Source organism: Jannaschia helgolandensis (genome assembly GCF_900109285.1).
Lineage (GTDB): Bacteria > Pseudomonadota > Alphaproteobacteria > Rhodobacterales > Rhodobacteraceae > Jannaschia > Jannaschia helgolandensis.
The window spans coordinates 96,029-113,477 of sequence record NZ_FNZQ01000003.1 but is presented as its reverse complement, the minus strand read 5'-3'; the positions used below and the strand labels follow the sequence as shown (position 1 = coordinate 113,477).

Here is a 17,449-nt window from a genome sequence, read left to right as displayed (position 1 = left end):
TGTCAGCCCCACTTGTCGCGGCGGGCGCGGACGCGTAGCGTTTCGCGCATGACATCTGCAAATTCTTCCACACTGCCCCCCAAACTGGTCGACCCCTTCGCGCGGACCATCGACTATCTGCGGGTCTCGGTCACCGACCGCTGCGACTTCCGCTGCACCTATTGCATGGCGGAGCACATGACCTTCCTGCCCAAAAAGGATCTGCTGACGCTGGAAGAGCTGGACCGCATGTGCTCGGCCTTCGTTCGTCTGGGCGTCAGAAAGCTTCGCATCACCGGGGGCGAACCGCTCGTCCGCAAGGGCATCATGACCTTCTTCGACGGCATGTCCCGCCATCTGGGCAACGGCCTGGACGAATTGACACTGACCACCAACGGCAGCCAGCTCGACCGCTTCGCGCAGCCCCTCTGGGACGCGGGCGTGCGGCGCATCAATGTCTCGCTCGACACGCTGGACCCGGTCAAATTCAAGGACATCACCCGCTGGGGCACGCTCGACAAGGTGCTGCGCGGCATCGACGCGGCCAAGGCGGTCGGGATGCGCGTCAAGATCAACACCGTTGCCATCAAGGGCTTCAACGATGTCGAATTGTTCGACCTGCTGGACTGGGCTGACCGGAGCGATCTGGACCTGACCTTCATCGAGGTCATGCCGATGGGCGACATGGGCGAAGTGCAGCGGCTGGATCAGTACTGGCCGCTGAAAGACCTGCGCGCCCAGCTTGCCACCCGCTTCACCCTGACCGAACTGGACTACAAGACCGGCGGCCCGGCACGATACTTCGAAATCGGCGAAACCGGCCAGCGGATCGGCTTCATCACGCCGCTGACGCATAACTTCTGCGAGTCGTGCAATCGCGTCCGCGTCACCTGCACAGGCGAACTTTACATGTGTCTCGGGCAGGAAGACATGGCCGACCTGCGCGCCCCCCTGCGCGCCTCCGAATCCGATACCCCGCTGGAAGACGCGATCCACGCCGCCATCGCCCGTAAACCCAAGGGGCATGATTTCGATTATTCGCGACAGCAGGTGGCGGGCCAGACGATCCGCCACATGAGCCATACCGGCGGATGACAGACTACGCCGCGCTCCAGACTGGCGCGGCGGAGCGCGGGTTGACCCTCCTGGGCGGCTTTACCGATGACAACCGAACCACCGTCCTCCTCGGCCCCGATCCGCAGGGCTTCTGGCCGATCCTGCAAACCGCCCCCGAGGCGCGGCACCCCGATCCCGTCGACCGCTGGTCCACGCGCATCGTCGGTGACTGGGCCGCCGATCTGGGGGCACAGGCACGCTTTCCCTTCGGCACGCCCCTTCATCCCTTCATCACCTGGGCCAGGCGGACGGGCCGGTGCCATATCTCGCCTGTCGGCCTGCTGGTGCATGATGCGCAGGGCCTGATGGTCAGCTTTCGGGGCGCACTGACATTCGACCACGACATCGCCCTGCCTGCCGCGCCGCCGTCCCCCTGCACAGGCTGCGCCGCGCCCTGCCTGACCGCCTGTCCCGTCGGTGCCATGACCGGCGATGGGTATGACCTTCGGGCCTGTCACGACTGGCTCGACGATCCGCGCAATACCTGCATGGCCAGGGGCTGCTCCGTGCGGCGCGCCTGCCCCGCCTCACCCCCACGCCCTGACGCCCAATCGGCTCATCACATGGCCTATTTCCACAGGCCCACGCTTCAAACGGAGGAACGATGAAACTCATTCTGCTGCGCCACACAAAATCCGACTGGTCCGACCCGGATCAGGACGACCACGACCGTCCGCTGAACGACCGGGGCCGCGCCGCCGCGCGCGCGATGGGCGAATGGCTGACCTCCCGCCGCCACCTGCCCGACCTTATCCTCTGCTCCGACGCGACTCGCACGCGCCAGACCCTCGCCGCCCTCGGCCTGCCTGAGACGACGACCGAAACGCGCCCCGACCTCTATCTGTCGGATGCCGAGATGATCGTGGCCCTAGCCCGCAAGCAAACCGCCGATTGCGTCCTGATCGTCTCGCACAATCCAGGCATCGCTGAAGCCGCAAAACAGCTTGCCGCAACCCCGCCCGTCCACCCCGAATTTGCCCGTTATCCGACCGGAGCCTGTCTGGTGGTCGAGATCGTGGACGACCAACCGGGCCGCGTTCTGGATTTCGCGGTGCCGCGCGACTTCGAGTGACCTCGCCTTCGCCGCGGCTTCGCCAAGCGTAAGACCGGGTTCACTCCGCCACTTCGCGCAACGGACCACAGGCAAAGGGCCGTGGAAATTCCGGTTTTCGGAAAGACGAACGTCCGGTTTGCTCATCTTTCCACAGTGCAGTTAAGGCCCGGTCTTCTCCGCTTTGACTATCCATTGTTGACTGTGATGAGGCGCAGTCCACTCAGCGATCCGGAGGGGTCCAGTCTTTCTCCATCCCCGCATTGCGCCGACGGAGCCGCAGGGCAAGACCAATGGAGACGCCGACGCCGATCGCGACAGTCAGGTCCGCGAACACGGTCAGAACGAGCGTCAGCACAAGCAAGACCTGATCAGACGCACGCGCCTGCATGTAGCCTCGCCCCCAATCGTGTCCGCCCCATATCCGACGTGGATCACCCCCGGATCACCCAACGGTCGGAAGTCACCCCCCAGCCCAACTCCGGGAAGATTTTCCCGCCCGCTCCGTTATGTTCAGACCGGCAGCGCCACCGTCGATTTGATCTCCTCCATCGACAGAAGCGCCGTGACGTTGAACACCCGCACCTCCGAGATCAGCGCCTGATAGAACACGTCATAGGCCCGTGCGTTCGCCACGCGCACCTTCAGGATATAGTCGATTTCCCCCGCCAGCCGATGCGCCTCCTGCACCTCAGGGCGGGCGCGCAGGGCGGCCAGGAACTTCTGCTGCCAGTCGGTTTCATGCTCCGACGTGCGGATCAGGACGAAGAAACAGGCTTCCAGACCAAGGGCTTCCGGGTCGACCACCACCGTCGACGGCCCCATTACACCGGCGTCGCGCATCTTGCGGATGCGATTCCAGACTGGCGTCTTCGAAGACCCCACCTGACGGGCGATTTCATCCAGTGATTGCCCTGCATCGGCTTGCAAGGCCCGAAGGATATTCCGGTCCAGGTCATCCAATCGGACGGGCTTCCGCGTTTCCGTGGTCATGTGGAATATCCTACCGGTTTGAGGCGTAAAATACGCGATACGTCCCTGTTATCGCCCTCCCCCTCCCAAATATCCAGAACAATGTTCTATATACAAGGGAACGAACGCCGGAGCGCCCAGATGAACCACTTCCCCATCTTCCTCGCCCTAGAAAACCGCCGCGTCCTCGTTGCGGGCGGTGGCGATGCGGCGGTGGCCAAGCTGCGGCTGCTGCTCAAGACGACGGCGCGGATCACGGTGGTCGCGGAACACGCCGCGCCCGAGATTGTGGCATGGGCCGATGCGGGCAAGCTGAACCTGATCCCGCGTGCGCAGGAACCCGGCGACGCGCTGTGCTGCGTGATCGCCTATGGTGCGCACGAGGATGCCGTGCTGGACGGACGCACCCTGCAACTGGCCGCCGCAGACGGTGCCATCGTCAACATTGTCGACGATCTGGCGCGCAGCCAGTTCATCACTCCCGCCATCGTCGACCGCGACCCCGTCGTCGTCGCCATCGGTACCGAAGGCGCGGCCCCTGTTCTGGCGCGCAAGATCAAGGCAGACCTGGAAGCGAGCCTGCCCGCCGGGCTGGGCCTGCTGGCGCGTGTGGGCAAGACCTTTCGCAAGGCAGCCGATGTGCTTCCCATGGGCGCCGTCCGCCGCAGATTCTGGGCAGCTTACTATAACGAAGCCGGTCCCCGCGCCGCCGATCAGGGCGAGGCAGCAATCCGTGACGCGCTCGACACCCTGCTGGAGAGCCATCTGAACGCCGAAACCCGCCCCGGTCACGTTGATCTGGTCGGCGCCGGTCCTGGCGATCCGGAACTGTTGACCCTCAGGGCGCGCAAGGCGCTGGATGCCGCCGACGTTGTGATTCACGACCGTCTGGTCGCGCCGGAAATTCTCGAACTGGCACGCCGCGAGGCGATCATCATCGACGCCGGGAAGGAAGGCTTCGGACCCTCGACATCGCAGGACGTCATCAACGCGCTGATCGTCGAACACGGGTTGCGGGGCCATCACGTCGTACGCCTCAAGGCGGGCGACCCGACCGTGTTCGGCCGTCTGGACGAAGAAATCGAGGCACTGGACGCTGCCGGTCTGGACTGGGCCATTGTTCCGGGTATCACCGCCGCCAGCGCCGCCGTTGCCACCATCGGGCAAAGCCTGACCAAACGGGGCCGCAACGGGTCGGTTCGTTTCCTGACGGGTCACGACATGAAGGGTTTCGCCGATCAGGACTGGGCCGCATTGGCCAAACCCGATGAGGTCGCCGCCATCTATATGGGCAAGCGCGCCGCGCGCTGGATGCAGGGACGTTTGCTTATGCACGGGGCCGCGCCCGCCACGCCCGTGTCTGTGGTCGAGAACGCCTCGCGCAGCGATCAGACCATTCACGCCACCACTCTGGCCACCCTGCCCGACGCGCTGTCCGATGTCTCGGGTCCTGCTGTCCTTCTTTTCGGTCTGGCCCCCCGCGCCGCCGCCCAAGCCCTTACCCATGAGGAAATCGCGTTATGAGCCGCAATCGCTCCTTCTCTCCCAAAGTCGTCACCGCCAACCTGCTGCGCGAAGGCGACGTCGTTTACCTGACCGAGGACGACCGCTGGGTCGCCTCGTTGACCGAGGCCGAAGTGCTGACCGACGAGGCCCATGCCCAGATGCGGCTGGTCGATGCCGACAAACCCTCGGTCGTCGTCGGCACCTATCTGGCGGATGTGCGCGTGACCGAAAGCGGCCCCGTTCCGACACACTTCCGCGAGGATTTCCGCGCCACCGGCCCGACAAATTACGCCCACGGCAAAGCTGCCGAGAAGGACGCCTGAGATGTATCACTACACCGATTTCGATCGCGATTTCCTCGCCGAACGCAACGCCCAGTTCCGCGCCCAGGTCGAGCGTCGTCTGGACGGCTCCCTGACCGAGGATGAGTTCAAGCCGCTGCGCCTGATGAACGGCATCTATCTGCAACTGCATGCGTATATGCTGCGTGTCGCAATTCCCTATGGCACGCTGGCGTCGGGACAGATGCGCACACTCGCCGTGCTGGCCGAGAAGTGGGACAAGGGCTACGGCCACTTCACCACGCGCCAGAATATTCAATACAACTGGCCGCGACTGGTCGACATTCCCGATATGCTCGACACGTTGGGCGAGGTCGGGATGCACGCGATCCAGACGTCCGGCAACACGATCCGCAATGTGACCGCCGACCATTTCGCCGGGGCCGCCAAGGACGAGATCGCCGACCCACGTCCGGTCGCCGAATTGCTGCGCCAATGGTCCACCGATCACCCGGAGTTTCAGTTCCTGCCTCGCAAGTTCAAGATCGCCGTCACCGGGTCGCCCAACGACCGCGCCGTCACCCGCTCGCATGACATCGGTCTGGTGATGAAGGAACAGGACGGCGAGATCGGCTTCGAAGTCATCATCGGTGGTGGGCTGGGCCGCACTCCGATGATCGGCAAAACGGTGCGCGACTTCGTGCCCAAGGCCGATCTGCTGCCCTATTGCGAAGCGATCGTGTCGGTCTACAACCGGCTGGGTCGACGCGACAACAAATACAAGGCGCGCCTCAAAATCACCGTCCACGAGAACGGCATCGAGGAAATGCGCCAGCGGATCGAAGACCGTTTCGCGCAGCTTAAGCCGCTGTTTTCCGGCGTCGATCAAGTGATGCTGGCCGGGATCGAAGCGCAGTTCGCCCTGCCCGCGTTCACCAGTAACGCCCCTGCGCCCATTCTGGACCCGGTGCTGCAAAGCTTCGTCGACACGAATGTCACGGCGCACAAGCGCGATGACCACGCCATCGTCACGATCTCGCTGAAAAAGCACGGCGAGACGCCGGGTGATGCGACCGCCGACCAGATGCGCCTGATGGCCGATCTGGCCGATGCACATGCATACGGTGAACTGCGCATCAGCCACGAACAGAACGTCATCCTGCCCCATGTCCGGCGCGACGCCCTGCCCGTGCTGTTCGCGGCCCTCAGGTCCGCCGGGCTGGGCACCGCCAATATCGGGCTGGCGTCCGACATCATCGCCTGCCCCGGCATGGACTACTGCGCATTGGCGACAGCCCGTTCGATCCCGGTCGCGCAGGAGATCGCCAAGCGGATCGACGCACTCAGGATCGAACACGAGGTCGGTGCCCTGAAGATCAAGATTTCGGGCTGCATCAACGCCTGCGGTCATCACCATGTCGGGCATATCGGCATTCTGGGGCTGGATCGCGCCGGGGTCGAAAACTACCAGATCACGCTGGGCGGCGACGCAACGGAAACCGCTGCCATCGGCGAACGCGCGGGCCCCGGTTTCGCCTACGATCAGGTTGTTCCGGCCATCGAACGCCTGATCCTCGCCTATCTCGATCTGCGGGCGGGCGACGAAGAAACCTTTATCGACGCCTTCCGCCGCCTTGGGCCTGCACCCTTCAAAGCCGCCCTCTACCCTCAGGAGAATCAGGATGCCGCTTGACGCACATGCCCTTCTCGCCACCCGCGCCGCGCAGCTGAACACCGATCTGGCAGCGGCGACTCCGCAATCTGTCCTTGAGACCGTGTTCCGCGATGCCCGGCTGGGCGAAATCGCCATGGTCTCGTCCTTCGGGGCGGAATCGGTCGTGCTGCTGCACCTGATGGCGCAGGTCGATGCCTCGCGTCCGGTGCTGTTTCTGGAAACCGCGATGCTGTTCCCGGAAACGCTGACCTATCAGATCGAAGTCGCGGAAACGCTGGGTCTGAGCGACGTGCGGATCGTCCGCCCCGATGCCACCGACCTGTTCCTGCACGACCCCGAGGGAGAGTTGCACAAGTCCGATACCGATACCTGCTGCGCTCTGCGGAAGGTCAAGCCGCTGGAGTTGGCTTTGCAGGACTTCGACGGATGGATCACCGGACGCAAGCGGCACCACGGTGGCGACCGCGCCGATATCGCAGTGTTCGAGGCGGACAGCGGCAAGCTGAAGATCAATCCGCTGGCCGATTGGTCGCGCGACGACATCGCCGCGTATCTGGATGCCCACGACCTGCCGCGTCACCCTCTGGTGGCAAAGGGGTTCCAGTCGATCGGCTGCGCGCCATGCACCGACAGCACCATGCCGGGCGAAGACGTTCGGGCCGGGCGCTGGCGCACCAAGGAAAAGACCGAATGCGGCATCCATCTGAACGGCGCACGGCTTTGGCCCGCCATCCAATCGACAAAGGTCTGATTTCATGCCCATCGTGACTGACGCGGGCTTTGCACCCGACGACCTGAATGCCCGCTTTTCGCCATCCGACGATTTGCCTGCAAACGGCCCGTTGTCTATCGACGTCGCGTCCGACGCCGATCTGACGCCTGTTCTGGCGCGTTTGGAGGAGGCGACCGCCATCCGCGTGGCGTTTCCGAGTTCCGCCGATGGGCGTGGGTTCACGATTGCCCGACAGCTTCGCCGTGCGGGTTACACCGGGCGGCTGCGCGCCGAGGGCCATGTGATCGCCGACCAATACGCGATGGCACGCCGGTCCGGGTTCGACGAGGTGGAAATCTCCGACGACCTTGCCGCGCGCCAACCCGAGGATCAGTGGCTGGCCCGCGCCGATTGGCAGGCTCACGATTATCAGTCCCGCCTTGGCCGGAGGCGCGACACCAAAAGCGCCGCCGCATCCGCCTAGAACTTTCCGTCCCTATTCCCTAGAGGTGCGGCACCCGCCGCAATCGAAGCCATGAACGATATGACCGCCCACCAGACGTCCACCGCCCCGGCTGCCCCGGTCCTGCCCGACGCGCAGACCGTTACCTCGGTCACGCATTGGACCGACTTCCTGTTCTCGTTTCGCGTGACACGGCCCGCCTCGCTGCGGTTCCGGTCGGGCGAGTTCGTGATGATCGGCCTGATGGGCGACCCGCACCCCGAGACCGGCAAGCAAAAGCCGCTGCTGCGCGCCTATTCCATCGCCTCGCCCAGTTGGGATGATGAGCTGGAGTTCTATTCCATCAAGGTGCAGGACGGCCCACTGACGTCGAGGTTGCAGCACATCCAGCCGGGCGATCAGATCATCCTGCGGCCCAAGCCCGTCGGCACGCTGGTGCATGACGCCCTGCTGCCCGGCAAACGCCTGTGGCTGTTTGCGACCGGCACCGGCTTTGCGCCCTTCGCGTCGCTGCTGCGCGACCCTGAAACATTCGAGGCCTACGAGCAGATCATCGTCACCCACACCACGCGCGAAGTGGCGGAGCTGGAATACAGCCGCAAGCTGATCGAGGAAATCCGCACCGACGAGATGCTGGGCGAGTTGTTGGGCGAGGACAATCTGGCGAAACTGACGTATTACCCGACCACCACACGCGAAACCTCTCCGACCGTGGGGCGTATCACCGACCGTCTGCGCGACGGCAGTCTCTTTGCGGATCTTGGTGTGGACAGTATCAGCCCGGCAACGGACCGCGCCATGGTCTGCGGATCAATCGGGCTGAACACCGACCTGAAGGAAATCCTCGAAGGCTATGGGCTGGAGGAAGGTGCGAATTCCGAGCCCAAACATTACGTCGTCGAGAAGGCTTTCGTCGGCTAGGACCAGTGCGACAAACGAAAAAGGGCCGCGCCGGGTGCTCCCCGCCGCGGCCCTTTTTATGTCGTGGGACGCTTATTCTACGCCGAGACGGGCTTTCAACTGCTCCAGCAAGGCGGGGATCAGCGTCGGATTGTCCCGTGCCTGTTCAATCCCGGCCTTGAGCGTGGTCTTGGCGACCGCGTTCATGTCCGATTCGTCCACGTAAACGATCAGGGCATCGGCATCGAAGCCGTCCGGCGTCAGCACGGTGGCCAGATCGGCTTGAGCGGTCGCGGGGGTTTCGGTCCCATCGGTCGCAGCCTCGGCGGTCGCATCGACGGCATCCGTGCCCGTCGTGGCATCGGCTTCGGCAGCAGCTTCGGCTTCAGCGGCGGCCTCGGCTTCCGCGGCAATGCGGGCTTCCTCGGCCAGACGGGCCTCCTCGGCAGCGGCGGCTTCTTCCTCGGCCACACGCGCTTCTTCGGCCAGGCGGACCTCCTCGGCGGCCTGCTCCTCGGCCAGGCGCGCGGCTTCTTCGGCCTCTTGGGCGGCCTGCACGGTTTCGGCTTCGATGCGGGCGACTTCGGCCCGGTTCTCGGCCATGCGGTCGATCACGATCCAGCCCAGTACCGCGACAACGAGGACAGCCAGACCGACAATTAAATTACGAGACATGTGAATTCTCCAGATATGCGATTCCCATTGATGCGGTGATTGACGCATGGGCACGCCAAGGACAATGGCAAGCACCCCGAAAGGGCGCCAAATCGGTCACAGACCGCTGTTCCGACCTTGAAGGCCACCCCTGACGCGGCTAAGTTACGGCCCTGTATCAATGTCCCTGAAAGGACCGCCACCATCGCCCGCAGACCCCATAACGCGCCTCCGCAGCGCGACACCGGCCCCCGCGTCAACGACAAGATCCGCAACACCGAAATCCGCCTGATCGGGGCGGAAGGTGAAAACGTAGGTGTTGTCAGCCCTGCCCGCGCACGCCAGATGGCGGAAGACGCCGGGCTCGATCTGGTCGAGATCAGCCCGAATGCGGTCCCGCCGGTCTGCAAGATCATGGACTTCGGCAAGTTCAAATACGAGACGCAGAAGAAAGAAAACGAAGCCCGGAAAAAGCAGAAGACCATCGAAATCAAAGAGGTCAAGTTCCGCCCGAACACCGACACCAATGATTACGAAGTCAAGATGCGCAACGTGTTTCGCTTTCTGGAAACCGGTGACAAGGTCAAGGTCACCCTGCGGTTCCGTGGTCGTGAAATGGCCCACCAGAACCTGGGCTACGAATTGCTCAAGCGCGTGCAGGAAGACACCAAGGACATCGGCAAGGTCGAGAGCTTTCCCAAGATGGAAGGCCGCCAGATGGTCATGATGATCGGCCCGACCCAGCGTTAAGTCGTTCTGTTCGAGATGTAGAAGGGGGCGCTTTATCAGCGCCCTTTTTGCTGTCCGGCCATCCTTGTGACGGCTGGAGACTTCACTCCGACGGCCGATCCACAGAAAAACAGAAACCCCGGCATCGCGCCGGGGTTTCCTTGCATCAGGGACATATCATGGGGAACAGTCGGTTTCCCGTCCCTGTGCGGCCTATTTCTTCTGGGTTTGGGAGCCGCCTTTTTCCGAAGGTTTCGGGTTAGATTTCGGAGTAGGTTTCTTATCCATTGCAGGATTTCCAAGCGACCGTTGCGAAGGTCGGACGGGTCGCATCGCACCGACACCTCATCAACACCGGAGCAAAGGTAGCGTTCCAGCAGATTCATTCAGGCGATTGAACGATGCGCTGATGATGGCTCAGCGCTGCGCCAAAAATAGCCGATGCGCCGACCCGGACGCGCCGGGCAGGGATCAACTCTGCATTTGCCGGGCTTGAAACGTCGACGCCTCGCCATCACCGCGCGCGTGCTGGGTTACCCAGCACACAGGTTCCGGGCATCACGTCCCGCGTCACGACGGACCCGGCCCCGATGATTGCACCCGCCCCGACAGTCACGCCGGGCAGGATGATCGCTCCGCCACCGACCCAGACGTCCGCACCGATTGTCACCGGCAAGGCCCGTTCGATCCCCTTGGCGCGCTCGGCGGGATCCCGGTGGTGGTCGGCGGTATAGATCTGCACACCCGGTCCGCACATCGTTCCCCGTCCAATCGACACAGGTCCCGAATCCAGGATCACGCAGCCCGCGTTCAGATAGACCGATGCGCCCAGCGAGGTGTTCACCCCATAGGAGCAATGGAACGGCGCTTCGATGAAGCAGTCCTCGGCAATGTTCGCGAACAGGCGTGCCAACATTGGCGCGACCGCGCCGCGCCGGTCCGGCGCAAGTGTCGCGTGGGAATGGCAGGCGGCGCGCGCCGTGACGCGCATCGCCTCCAATTCAGGGGCGAGACAGCTATACCACTGCCCCTCCGCCATCGGGTCGCGAGGGGTCAGACCGCTGCCTTGACCGCACGCGCCGTCATCACCTTGACCAGATGTGCGCGGTACGTCCCGTCACCATGCAGGTCCGAGATCATGCCGACCGCGTCCGGTGCCGTCAGGCTCTTGACCGCGTCCTCCGAGAAATCAGACGACAGCGCCTCCTCGGCCTCGGACCAGTGGAACACGCCGTCCGAAGCAGCCCCCGTTACCGCAACGCGCACCCCGTCCGAGAACTTGGCCACGAAGACCGCGACCAGCGGAAAGCGCGAGGCGGGCTGGATGAACTTTTCATAAGCAGCCTTTTCGGGGACCGGGAACTTCACCTCGGTGATGATTTCGCCCTCGTCCAGCGCGGTCTCGAACATGCCCCGGAAGAAGTCGTCGGCGTCGATCTCGCGCGCATTGGTCACGATGGTCGCATTCGACGCCAGTGCCCCCGCCGGATAACAGGCCGAGGGATCGTTGTTGGCCAGCGATCCGCCAATCGTGCCCCGGTTCCGCACTGCAGGGTCGCCGATCCGCGCCGCCAGCGACGCGAGCGCCGGATAGCCCGTCGCGCCTTCGGCCACGGCGGTGTGTGTTGTGGCCCCGCCGATACAGATACGCCCGTCGTCATCGGTGCAGATGCCCTTGATTTCGTCGATGCCGGATAGCGCGACCAGTTGTTCAGTCATCGCCAGCCGCGCCTTCATGGTGGGCAACAATGTCTGCCCGCCGCCCAGTGCCTGCGCATCCTCGGACTTCAGGGCCGCAACGGCGTCCTGCAGGGTCGAGGGTTTTACCAGTTCGAAATTATACATCTTTGTCTCCTCAGATCTTGGCCGCAGGGCCATCGACCGACCGGCCATGGGCCGTGCCGCTTCCGGTTCCGCCAGCGTTGTTCATCGCTGCCCACACCTTCGCGGGGGTCAGCGGCATGTTGATATGCCCGACGTCGTGACCGGCGCTGGCCAGCGCGTCCAGCACGGCGTTCACGACCGACGGTGGCGATCCGATCGCGCCCGCTTCGCCGCAGCCCTTGACGCCCAACGGGTTGTGGGTACAGGGCGTGGCGCAGGAATGGTCAACCTGAAACATCGGGAAATCATGGGCACGCGGCATGGCATAATCCATGTAACTGGCCGACAATAATTGCCCGTCTTCGTCATAGGCGCAATTTTCCAGAAGCGCCTGACCGATGCCCTGCGCGATGCCGCCATGGACCTGACCTTCGACGATCATCGGGTTGATCACGTTGCCGAAATCGTCTGCGGCGGCAAACGACAGCACGTCGACCTTGCCGGTCTCGGGGTCGACCTCGACTTCGCAGGCATAGGCGCCCGACGGATAGGTGAAGTTGTTCGGGTCGTAGAATGCCGTCTCCTCCAGCCCCGGTTCGATATCTTCCAGCGGATAGTTGTGCGGCACATACGCCGCCAGCGTCACGTCCCCCCAGGCCAATTCCTTGTCGGTACCCGCGACGGTGAACTTGCCGTCCTTCAATTCGATATCGCCCTCGGCGGCTTCCATGATGTGCGCCGCGATCTTCTTGGCCTTGGCGATGATTTTCTCGGTGGCGCGGAAAATCGCACTGCCGCCGACGGCAAGGCTGCGTGACCCGTAAGTGCCCATGCCCATCGGCGTATTGGCGGTGTCGCCATGCACGATCTCGATCTGGTCTTCGGGGATGCCGATCATGTCGGCAACGACCTGCGGAAACGATGTCTCGTGCCCCTGCCCGTGACTGTGGCTGCCGGTCATGACGACCAGACCACCGGTCGCATTCACCCGCACGGTGGCAGATTCGTATAGACCCGCCCGCGCGCCCAACTGACCCACAAGTTTCGACGGCGCGATGCCGCAGGCCTCGATATAACAATTGATGCCCAGGCCCCGCAGCTTGCCCCGGCTCTCGCTGTCCTTGCGGCGCGCCTCGAACCCGTCGCGGTCGATCATCGTAAGCAGTTTGTCCATCGTCGCGTCGTAATCGCCGGTGTCGTATTCCACGGCCACAGGCGTCTGATACGGAAATTCGCGGATGAAGTTCCTGCGCCGCAACTCGACCGGGTCGACACCCAGTTCTCGCGCCGCCTTGTCGATCACCCGTTCCAGTTGGAATGTCGCTTCGGGGCGACCCGCGCCGCGATAGGCATCGACCGGCACCGTCGTGGTGAACACCGCCTTGACGTTCACATAAACCAGGGGCGTCTTGTAATTTCCTGCCATAAGCGTGCCATGCAGCCACGTCGGGACCGAGGGCGCGAAGGTCGACAGATAGGCCCCCATGTTGGCATAGGTTTCGGTGCGGACGGCGGTGAAGTTGTGGTCCGCATCCAGCGCCAGTTCGATCTTGGTGACGTGGTCACGGCCATGCGCGTCGGACATGAACGCCTCCGACCGGGTGGAGGTCCATTTGACCGGACGCTCCAGTGCCTTGGCCGCGAAGGTGCAGAAGGCTTCCTCGGCATAGTGGAAAATCTTGGTGCCGAAGCCGCCACCCACGTCCGGGGCCACCACGCGCAGCTTGTGCTCGGGGATGTTCAGGACAAACGCGCCCATCAACAAACGGATGACATGCGGGTTCTGCGACGTTGTATAAAGCGTCGACTGACCGTCATGCGATGTGTAATCGCCTACTGCCACGCGCGGTTCCATCGGATTCGCGATCAGACGGTTGTTGACCAATTCCAGCGTCGTGACATGCGCCGCGTCTTTCATCGCCTGCTCGACGGCATCGCGGTTTTCCTCGACGAAGCCCCAATCATAGCACAGGTTGCTGTCCAGTTCGTCATGCACCTTGGTCGCGCCTTCGGCGACGGCCTTCTTCATGTCTATGACAGCGGGCAACTCGTCGATCTCGACGACGATGGCCTCCATCGCGTCGCGCGCCTGACTTTCGGTCTCGGCAACGACGGCGGCAATCGGATCGCCGACATGCCGAACCTTGCCTTCGGCCAGAACCGGGTGTTTCGGCTCCTGCATGACGTTGCCGTCACGGCTGGTGATCTGCCAACCACATGGGATGCCGCCCACACCCTCGAAATCCTTGGAAGTGAAAATCCGCACCACGCCATCCATCGCCTCGGCGGCGGCAATGTCGATCGATTTTATGGTACCATGCGCCACGTCCGAGCGCAGGAAAACAACATGCGTCTGCCCGGCGACGTTGATGTCATCGGTATAACGCCCCTTCCCGGTCAGAAAGCGAACGTCTTCGCGCCGTTTGGGGCTGGCGCCAATTCCGGTGTCCTTGGGCATAATCAGATCCTCCCGTTGCGCAGGGGGCGGTCCGTGGGGGACGCCTCGCCCTGCCGATGTTTGAGACTGGGGCGCGGCTCCTCCCTTCCGCGCCCCCGAGGATCGGCCCGCGGTCGGACCGGTCCCCGTCATTCGCGTTCGTCGTGCCTATTCGGCTGCGACGGGCGCGACCTCCTGACCGCTGGCTGCCATCACCGCCTTGACGATATTGTGATAGCCCGTGCAGCGGCAGATGTTCCCTTCGAGGTAATGCCGGACATCCGCTTCCGACGGTTTCGGATTGTCCTTCAGCAAGGCTGCCGCCGACATCACCATGCCCGGCGTGCAGAACCCGCACTGCAATCCATGGTAATCCTGAAACGCCTGCTGGACGGCGCCAAGCGATCCGTCGGCGTTTGCCATGCCTTCGATAGTGGTAACATCGGCGCCGTCCAGTTCCTGCGCCAGCGCGGTGCAGGCCTTGATGGGCGCGCCGTTGACATGAACCACGCAGGCGCCGCACTGGCTGGTGTCGCACCCGACGTGCGTGCCAGTCAGGCGCAACCCCTCGCGCAGCCAGTCCACCAGCAAGGTGCGGCCTTCGGCATCCGCGGTGCGGGACTTGCCGTTTACCGTCATAGTGACTTTCGTCATTGGGTATCCTCCTCAACTGAAGACAGGTAAGCACAGCCGCGCCTGACTGAGAACCACTGATTTTGTCTTGGCTAGCGTCCCGATGGCGACGAAGGCGCGTGACAGGCAACCGCCAGCTTGTTGCCGTCCGGATCGCGGAAATATGCACCGAAATAATCGGCGTGATATTGCGGGCGCGGACCCGGCGCGCCTGCGTCCGTGCCACCATGGGTCAGCGCGACGGCGTGACAGCGCGTCACCGCCGCCCGGTCCATCGCCTCGAACGCGATCATCGTGCCGTTGCCCGCGCTGGCGCTGCCATCCAGCGGCGGGGTCACGATGAACAGCGGCCGCTCCGCGTCGGTTGCCTGCCACCCGGCCCAGTGCTCCTCCCGAAAGCGAAGCGACAGGCCCAGCGTTGCCAGAACCGGGTCATAGAACGCCATCGCACGCGGCAGATCGTCGGTGCCCAGCGTGATATGCGACAACATCAGCGGTTTGCCCTGTCGCGGGGTTGCGGGCGCGTCGGAATTTCGTTCAACAGGCCACCGACCCCCATGCCTGCGATATCGCCGGACGTGACGGGCACCCCGCAGATCACCCGCTCCAGCACCCAGTCCGCACCATTGAGCGCGGGCGACCGCGCGCATCCCGGCAGGCCGATCACCCGGGCATCCTTCAGGTCGCCCAGAAACAGCAGGTTCCCCGGATCGACAGGCATACCGAACCGTGTCAGCCGGCCCCCAGCCGCCACCAGCGCGGCAGGCCCCACGTCGCGCACATCGGATGTGGCCGAGGCCGTCAGGATCAGCCGCAGGGGCGCATCGCCCGCTGCCAAAACCTGCGACAACGCCCCGATCTCGTGTGCCACTTCGGTCACCGAATGCGCCACGCCAAGCCGGTCGAGGCGCGACAGCACTGCCATCACCCCGGTCGGTGCGCCGGTCAGCTTCGTCACGATCAGCTCCGCCCGGTCAATCGCAGGCGGATGCAGGCGCAGCGCGCCACGGGCCGCATCCAGATGTGGACCGAAGACCGCAAAATCGGCGGCGTAGGGGATGATCTTCACGGTCGCCACCATCATGCCTGCCGCCACCCGCTGCCATTCCGGCAGGGTCGCCACGGTGATATCCGGGTCGCAGAGGTTCAGTGCGTCGATCCGTTGGCGCGATACCTCGAACACGCCGGCCTGCGTTGCATGCAGGTTTGCGCGCCCGGTGAAGGCGGGGCGCAGTTCCAGTCCGTCCGCCAGCAAAGCCGAGCCGATCCGCGTGGCGGCCTCGTTTTCGTCCATATCGGTGCTGGTCAAGCGTGCGACCGTCACATGGTCAATTCCGGCGTCCCGCAGGCGCGCAACCTCCGCATCGCCCAGCACGACACCTTTTCGCAAGCGGCCCTCCGGCAATCGCACCGAATGCGCCAAAATCGCGCCCGCCGCGCGGTCCAGCGGCACATCCCCGAAGATCACGCCGAACCTCGCCGCAGCGCCCGGGTCATCGCCGCAAGCACCGCGACGGCGATTTCGCCCGGTGTTTTCGCGCCGATATCCAGTCCGATCGGCGCATCGATCCGTGTGATGTCGGCGTCGGACAAACCTGCGGCCTGCAATCGCGCGATCCGTTTGGCGTGCGTCCGGGTCGACCCCAGCGCGCCGACGTAGAAAGCATCGCTCGCCAAGGCGACGCCAAGCGCCGGATCGTCCAGTTTGGGGTCGTGCGACAGAAGAACAACCGCGGTCCGGGCATCGGGCGCCAAGGCCTTCATCGCCTCGTCGGGCCAGTCGTGGACCAGGACCGTGTCAGGAAACCGTTCGGGTGCCGCGAAGGCTTCGCGCGGGTCGATCAAGCTAACGGCATAGCCCGCCAGCCGCGCCATCGGTATCAGCGCCTGCGCGATATGAGCCCCACCGACCACTGCCAGTCGCAGGGGAGTAGCGTGCAGGGTCACGAAGGTCTCGCCATCCGCCTCGAACCCGCTGCGGTCGTGGCGCAGGCGGTCCTGAATGGCGTCAGACGCGATCAGGTTCGTCGCACCGGTTCTGATGTTGACGGCCTGCCCCACCGCTTCGGACCTCGATCGCCGCGACACCAGCTCGGTCAGCACATCCTCGGGCAACGTCCCGCCCACCGGCTCCAGCAGGATGCGGATTGTGCCGCCGCAGGCCAGCCCAACGGCAAACGCCTCGTCGTCCGACACACCATATTCCAGAATCCGATGTGCACCGTCGCCCATCGCGTCCAGCGCCTCGGCCACCACTGCCCCTTCGACGCAGCCGCCGGAGACCGAGCCGACGATCTGCGCGTCCTCCGAGATTGCCAGTTGCGATCCACGCGGACGCGGCGCGCTGCCCCAGGTCTCGATCACCGTGGCCAGGGCAGCACCCTTGCCCGCGCGGTGCCAGGCCAGTGCAGCGGCCGGGGCGTCGTCGATGGAGTCCATGTCCGTCTCTCCGGTGCCAGGGATATAGGCAGGCATCATACGCAAAACGGCCCGCCCCCGGAAAGGGGCGGGCCGATG

At 64.1% G+C, this 17,449-nt stretch carries 20 protein-coding genes; 10 read left to right on the top strand and 10 right to left on the bottom strand.

The genetic code is table 11. The features are described 5' to 3' along the window. Window positions 1–48 precede the first annotated feature (48 nt). The 3 genes from moaA to BMY38_RS09525 are packed head-to-tail and all read left to right on the top strand — an operon-like array spanning window position 49 to window position 2,167. The gene (gene moaA / locus BMY38_RS09535) at window positions 49–1,074 is read left to right on the top strand and encodes a GTP 3',8-cyclase MoaA (RefSeq protein ID WP_175495835.1); all 1,026 of its coding nucleotides are present in this window, start codon (window positions 49–51) and stop codon (window positions 1,072–1,074) included. After that, window positions 1,071–1,703: a hypothetical protein gene (locus BMY38_RS09530; RefSeq protein ID WP_092762226.1), complete on the top strand. Its 633-nt coding sequence runs from the start codon at window positions 1,071–1,073 to the stop codon at window positions 1,701–1,703. Before moaA ends, BMY38_RS09530 begins: the two co-directional genes overlap by 4 nt. Next, window positions 1,700–2,167 carry a SixA phosphatase family protein gene (locus tag BMY38_RS09525; protein ID WP_092762224.1) on the top strand — a complete coding sequence of 156 codons (468 nt, stop codon included), beginning with the start codon at window positions 1,700–1,702 and terminating at the stop codon, window positions 2,165–2,167. Before BMY38_RS09530 ends, BMY38_RS09525 begins: the two co-directional genes overlap by 4 nt. Before the next feature lie 202 nt (window positions 2,168–2,369). Here BMY38_RS09525 and BMY38_RS09520 read toward each other — a convergent pair whose 3' ends face one another. Then, a complete protein-coding gene (locus tag BMY38_RS09520; RefSeq protein ID WP_245737561.1) occupies window positions 2,370–2,537 on the bottom strand; it encodes a hypothetical protein in 168 nt (55 codons plus the stop codon). A gap of 122 nt (window positions 2,538–2,659) precedes the next feature. Continuing rightward, on the bottom strand, window positions 2,660–3,139 hold the full coding sequence (locus BMY38_RS09515; protein ID WP_092762222.1) for an Lrp/AsnC family transcriptional regulator: 480 nt from the start codon (window positions 3,137–3,139) through the stop codon (window positions 2,660–2,662). Between the two features lie 120 nt (window positions 3,140–3,259). Between BMY38_RS09515 and cysG the strand changes: the two genes are divergently transcribed. From cysG to BMY38_RS09485, 6 genes are read left to right on the top strand one after another with little or no spacing between them, the layout of a single operon-like run. Next, window positions 3,260–4,642, top strand: coding sequence for a siroheme synthase CysG (gene cysG, locus BMY38_RS09510; protein ID WP_092762220.1), 1,383 nt, complete (start codon window positions 3,260–3,262; stop codon window positions 4,640–4,642). Further along, on the top strand, window positions 4,639–4,947 hold the full coding sequence (locus BMY38_RS09505) for a DUF2849 domain-containing protein (protein WP_092762218.1): 309 nt from the start codon (window positions 4,639–4,641) through the stop codon (window positions 4,945–4,947). The genes cysG and BMY38_RS09505 overlap by 4 nt, the downstream gene beginning before the upstream one ends. Before the next feature lies 1 nt (window position 4,948). Then, on the top strand, window positions 4,949–6,598 hold the full coding sequence (locus BMY38_RS09500) for a nitrite/sulfite reductase (RefSeq protein ID WP_092762216.1): 1,650 nt from the start codon (window positions 4,949–4,951) through the stop codon (window positions 6,596–6,598). Then, entirely contained in the window at window positions 6,588–7,331 is a 744-nt protein-coding gene (locus BMY38_RS09495; protein WP_092762214.1) for a phosphoadenylyl-sulfate reductase, read from the top strand. Before BMY38_RS09500 ends, BMY38_RS09495 begins: the two co-directional genes overlap by 11 nt. A 4-nt stretch (window positions 7,332–7,335) precedes the next feature. Continuing rightward, a complete protein-coding gene (locus BMY38_RS09490; protein ID WP_092762213.1) occupies window positions 7,336–7,776 on the top strand; it encodes a DUF934 domain-containing protein in 441 nt (146 codons plus the stop codon). A 51-nt stretch (window positions 7,777–7,827) separates the two neighbouring features. Then, the gene (locus BMY38_RS09485; RefSeq protein WP_092762211.1) at window positions 7,828–8,676 is read left to right on the top strand and encodes a ferredoxin--NADP reductase; all 849 of its coding nucleotides are present in this window, start codon (window positions 7,828–7,830) and stop codon (window positions 8,674–8,676) included. Window positions 8,677–8,748: 72 nt separating this feature from the next. Here the strand turns inward: BMY38_RS09485 and BMY38_RS09480 are convergent, their stop codons facing one another. Beyond that, window positions 8,749–9,330: a hypothetical protein gene (locus tag BMY38_RS09480; protein ID WP_092762209.1), complete on the bottom strand. Its 582-nt coding sequence runs from the start codon at window positions 9,328–9,330 to the stop codon at window positions 8,749–8,751. Between the two features lie 39 nt (window positions 9,331–9,369). On the opposite strand from BMY38_RS09480, the gene infC reads away from it, so the two are divergent. Continuing rightward, on the top strand, window positions 9,370–10,059 hold the full coding sequence (gene infC, locus BMY38_RS09475) for a translation initiation factor IF-3 (RefSeq protein ID WP_245737560.1): 690 nt from the start codon (window positions 9,370–9,372) through the stop codon (window positions 10,057–10,059). 493 nt (window positions 10,060–10,552) lie between these two features. Here the strand turns inward: infC and BMY38_RS09470 are convergent, their stop codons facing one another. From BMY38_RS09470 to BMY38_RS09440, 7 genes are all read right to left on the bottom strand, one after another. Beyond that, the gene (locus BMY38_RS09470) at window positions 10,553–11,077 is read right to left on the bottom strand and encodes a sugar O-acetyltransferase (RefSeq protein WP_092762208.1); all 525 of its coding nucleotides are present in this window, start codon (window positions 11,075–11,077) and stop codon (window positions 10,553–10,555) included. A 14-nt stretch (window positions 11,078–11,091) separates the two neighbouring features. Continuing rightward, complete coding sequence (locus BMY38_RS09465) at window positions 11,092–11,883, bottom strand: FAD binding domain-containing protein (RefSeq protein ID WP_092762675.1); 792 nt, start codon at window positions 11,881–11,883, stop codon at window positions 11,092–11,094. A gap of 10 nt (window positions 11,884–11,893) precedes the next feature. Continuing rightward, window positions 11,894–14,320: a xanthine dehydrogenase family protein molybdopterin-binding subunit gene (locus tag BMY38_RS09460; RefSeq protein ID WP_092762206.1), complete on the bottom strand. Its 2,427-nt coding sequence runs from the start codon at window positions 14,318–14,320 to the stop codon at window positions 11,894–11,896. 147 nt (window positions 14,321–14,467) lie between these two features. Further along, entirely contained in the window at window positions 14,468–14,953 is a 486-nt protein-coding gene (locus BMY38_RS09455) for a (2Fe-2S)-binding protein (protein WP_092762204.1), read from the bottom strand. Between the two features lie 71 nt (window positions 14,954–15,024). Continuing rightward, entirely contained in the window at window positions 15,025–15,423 is a 399-nt protein-coding gene (locus tag BMY38_RS09450; RefSeq protein ID WP_092762202.1) for a VOC family protein, read from the bottom strand. Then, window positions 15,423–16,400 carry a molybdopterin-binding protein gene (locus tag BMY38_RS09445; RefSeq protein ID WP_092762200.1) on the bottom strand — a complete coding sequence of 326 codons (978 nt, stop codon included), beginning with the start codon at window positions 16,398–16,400 and terminating at the stop codon, window positions 15,423–15,425. Before BMY38_RS09445 ends, BMY38_RS09450 begins: the two co-directional genes overlap by 1 nt. Then, a complete protein-coding gene (locus BMY38_RS09440; protein ID WP_092762198.1) occupies window positions 16,397–17,371 on the bottom strand; it encodes an XdhC family protein in 975 nt (324 codons plus the stop codon). Before BMY38_RS09440 ends, BMY38_RS09445 begins: the two co-directional genes overlap by 4 nt. Between the last annotated feature and the right edge of the window lie 78 nt (window positions 17,372–17,449).

Excerpts from the sequence above, each read along its gene's own strand:
- moaA (WP_175495835.1), top strand. The coding sequence starts at position 49 with ATGACATCTGCAAATTCTTCCACACTGCCCCCCAAACTGGTCGACCCC.
- BMY38_RS09530 (WP_092762226.1), top strand. The coding sequence starts at position 1,071 with ATGACAGACTACGCCGCGCTCCAGACTGGCGCGGCGGAGCGCGGGTTG.
- BMY38_RS09525 (WP_092762224.1), top strand. The coding sequence starts at position 1,700 with ATGAAACTCATTCTGCTGCGCCACACAAAATCCGACTGGTCCGACCCG.
- BMY38_RS09520 (WP_245737561.1), bottom strand. The coding sequence starts at position 2,537 with ATGCAGGCGCGTGCGTCTGATCAGGTCTTGCTTGTGCTGACGCTCGTT.
- BMY38_RS09515 (WP_092762222.1), bottom strand. The coding sequence starts at position 3,139 with ATGACCACGGAAACGCGGAAGCCCGTCCGATTGGATGACCTGGACCGG.
- cysG (WP_092762220.1), top strand. The coding sequence starts at position 3,260 with ATGAACCACTTCCCCATCTTCCTCGCCCTAGAAAACCGCCGCGTCCTC.
- BMY38_RS09505 (WP_092762218.1), top strand. The coding sequence starts at position 4,639 with ATGAGCCGCAATCGCTCCTTCTCTCCCAAAGTCGTCACCGCCAACCTG.
- BMY38_RS09500 (WP_092762216.1), top strand. The coding sequence starts at position 4,949 with ATGTATCACTACACCGATTTCGATCGCGATTTCCTCGCCGAACGCAAC.
- BMY38_RS09495 (WP_092762214.1), top strand. The coding sequence starts at position 6,588 with ATGCCGCTTGACGCACATGCCCTTCTCGCCACCCGCGCCGCGCAGCTG.
- BMY38_RS09490 (WP_092762213.1), top strand. The coding sequence starts at position 7,336 with ATGCCCATCGTGACTGACGCGGGCTTTGCACCCGACGACCTGAATGCC.
- BMY38_RS09485 (WP_092762211.1), top strand. The coding sequence starts at position 7,828 with ATGAACGATATGACCGCCCACCAGACGTCCACCGCCCCGGCTGCCCCG.
- BMY38_RS09480 (WP_092762209.1), bottom strand. The coding sequence starts at position 9,330 with ATGTCTCGTAATTTAATTGTCGGTCTGGCTGTCCTCGTTGTCGCGGTA.
- BMY38_RS09470 (WP_092762208.1), bottom strand. The coding sequence starts at position 11,077 with ATGGCGGAGGGGCAGTGGTATAGCTGTCTCGCCCCTGAATTGGAGGCG.
- BMY38_RS09465 (WP_092762675.1), bottom strand. The coding sequence starts at position 11,883 with ATGTATAATTTCGAACTGGTAAAACCCTCGACCCTGCAGGACGCCGTT.
- BMY38_RS09460 (WP_092762206.1), bottom strand. The coding sequence starts at position 14,320 with ATGCCCAAGGACACCGGAATTGGCGCCAGCCCCAAACGGCGCGAAGAC.
- BMY38_RS09455 (WP_092762204.1), bottom strand. The coding sequence starts at position 14,953 with ATGACGAAAGTCACTATGACGGTAAACGGCAAGTCCCGCACCGCGGAT.
- BMY38_RS09450 (WP_092762202.1), bottom strand. The coding sequence starts at position 15,423 with ATGTTGTCGCATATCACGCTGGGCACCGACGATCTGCCGCGTGCGATG.
- BMY38_RS09440 (WP_092762198.1), bottom strand. The coding sequence starts at position 17,371 with ATGGACTCCATCGACGACGCCCCGGCCGCTGCACTGGCCTGGCACCGC.